Source organism: Ferruginibacter sp., assembly GCF_014377975.1.
In the GTDB taxonomy this organism is placed as follows: domain Bacteria; phylum Bacteroidota; class Bacteroidia; order Chitinophagales; family Chitinophagaceae; genus Ferruginibacter.
Window position 1 is genome coordinate 1 of sequence record NZ_JACMOO010000057.1, and the last position, 1,697, is coordinate 1,697.

Annotated in this window: 2 protein-coding genes and 1 pseudogene; all 3 read right to left on the reverse strand. The window is 35.5% G+C overall.

Translation table 11 applies throughout. The features are described from left to right. Positions 1-425, reverse strand: a pseudogene (locus tag H7254_RS03975) (hypothetical protein); the annotation flags it as partial. Positions 426-703: 278 nt separating this feature from the next. Further along, positions 704-1,411: a hypothetical protein gene (locus H7254_RS03980; RefSeq protein WP_301931751.1), complete on the reverse strand. Its 708-nt coding sequence runs from the start codon at positions 1,409-1,411 to the stop codon at positions 704-706. Next, the gene (locus H7254_RS03985) at positions 1,350-1,634 is read right to left on the reverse strand and encodes a hypothetical protein (RefSeq protein ID WP_301931752.1); all 285 of its coding nucleotides are present in this window, start codon (positions 1,632-1,634) and stop codon (positions 1,350-1,352) included. Before H7254_RS03985 ends, H7254_RS03980 begins: the two co-directional genes overlap by 62 nt. Positions 1,635-1,697: the final 63 nt, after the last annotated feature.

Genomic DNA, 1,697 nt, shown 5'->3' on the forward strand with positions numbered 1-1,697 from the left:
CGTTCGTAAGGCCAGCACACACTTGCACCATAGTTTATTAATGCCTTTGATTTTCTTGTTGCATACCACTCTTTAAGGTTCTCAATTCCCCATTCCAGTTCCAATGCAGTGGTAAGTCCATCATGCAATTGATATTCCTGCTCTATATTGGTTCGTCCATGTACATGCAAATCAATAAAACCAGGAGATACTACTAATCCTTTAGCATTAATGGTTTCTTTCCCTTTTAGTGGTTCTGATGAAATTTCGGCAATACGGTTATTGATTATGCCCACATTTTTTATGGCATCTAATTTTGTTTCGGGGTCAATAACTCGACCACCTGATAACACTATATCGTAAACGACCTGTGTTTGTGCCATTAGCTGAAAAGACAATAGATTTATCAATGCAATAAATAGGAGGATTGTTTTTTTATTTTTCATTTTATAGATTAATTTATTTTGAATGATATTTTTCATTTGACTTGTTGCTTAGAAATTTTATTATCAATCCAACTATTTATTTTTCATTCTCAGCAACGTCTCCCAAAGGGGACGTTGCGTATTTAATAATAATGTTTTAGAACTGTTGAACGCAACGTCCGGTAAGGGACGAGACGTTGCTGCGAAGCAGAAATTGTTTCTTCGTTTAAAATTCGAGGTGGACTTTGCTCCACTTCAGGAATATTTTTTGACGGTATTTCTTTATTTTGTTCCATAAATTATTTCAGGTGATATTCTTTTTTTAACAATTCCATTATCTCCGTTGCCAGTTCTATCGCTTTGGGATAATATTTTGTCCGCTGGTTTTGCCTATTAATTTTAGTATCAAGAAGGGCATTTGCAAATGCATTTAACATATCAGCAGTATTGTTTTGTACGGGCATATTTGTATTCCTGATGGAATCAATTAAAGTATTTTTTCTTCCTAACGCAACATCGTCCATTGAGATTGTTGCAAGGGCCTGATCGTATTTGGGTATTGTAATCCGGTCTTTGTATGTAACGGCCCTTTTTCTTTTTTCAAAAATATAATCATCCTGTTTGGAAATTATATTTGTAATCGTATTATAATTACTTAGCTGCGTTACCAGTTGCGTATTGGTGAAATAACGAAGGTTGCCGGAGCTGATTAGTTGGTTTAATGTGGCTTTGTTCCAGTCAACATCATACCTTAAGCTTGCAAGCCGCATATAATAATATAATTGACCGCCTTTTTGAGAAAAGTCAGCACTGCTTATAAAATTAACGAGGCTGTCAATGATATTATTTACCCTGTTTTCATACAATGCTGCCTTTTTTAAATCGGCTGTATCGTTTTGCAAATCTTTATAAAGACTTTGTGCATATTCCCTTGGCCGTTGATGTTCAATGGTATGCTCCAATTGATACTCTGCTAAAAAACCACAAAACACTGCTAGAAAAAGCATTAAAAATTCCCAGAAATAATTTTTCCAGTTTTTTTGATAATGAGGGGCAGCAGAGTCGTGGGCGTGATGATGTACTTCCATAACAGGGTTTAAAGGTTGAAGGTTGTTCAACTTCTGTTGTTGTTTCTGTAGCTGGTACAATGGGTTCATCAGTTGAAGGAGGCTTCAACTGTTCCAGTTGCTGTGCATCATCTGCTGCTGCATGTTCTTTATTTTCTTCCATACCAAACTATTTTACTTTTTGTTAATAATTGCTTTTGTGCACTTTGCCATTTAAAAACATACC

Excerpts from the sequence above, each read along its gene's own strand:
- H7254_RS03980 (WP_301931751.1), bottom strand. The coding sequence starts at position 1,411 with ATGCTTTTTCTAGCAGTGTTTTGTGGTTTTTTAGCAGAGTATCAATTG.
- H7254_RS03985 (WP_301931752.1), bottom strand. The coding sequence starts at position 1,634 with ATGGAAGAAAATAAAGAACATGCAGCAGCAGATGATGCACAGCAACTG.